Origin of the sequence: Hoeflea sp. BAL378, from assembly GCF_000759435.1 — a bacterium.
GTDB lineage: Bacteria > Pseudomonadota > Alphaproteobacteria > Rhizobiales > Rhizobiaceae > Hoeflea.
Map to the genome: position 1 here is coordinate 1 of NZ_JRJG01000218.1, position 258 is coordinate 258.

The 258-nt window shown below is 62.0% G+C and carries 1 protein-coding gene and 1 pseudogene; both read right to left on the reverse strand.

The window, feature by feature from the left end:
- Positions 1 to 161 (reverse strand): UxaA family hydrolase (locus LL06_RS27125; protein ID WP_161785029.1); only part of this gene is annotated, 161 nt, incomplete at its 3' end.
- A gap of 10 nt (positions 162 to 171) precedes the next feature.
- Positions 172 to 258: pseudogene (locus LL06_RS28380) on the reverse strand (flagellar biosynthesis protein FlgA); the annotation flags it as partial.

Sequence of the window (258 nt, forward strand, 5' to 3'; positions counted from 1 at the left end):
TGCGGCAGCGCCAGCGTGCCCTTGATGTTGTTGGCGACCGCCTCGCAGGCCGCATTGGAGATGTCGTCGACGGGCAGGATGACGACGAGATTGCGCACGCCGACGCGGCCGTTCTCGCGGCGATAGCCCTGGAAAGTCATGTTGGAATAGTTCGATGCCATGATCGGGCTCCTACCAGCGCTTGGTCTTGAGATTGTGGGTGTGGACATGGGCGCCCTTCTCGACGTCGGCCACGAACTTGCCGATGTCCTCGCCATA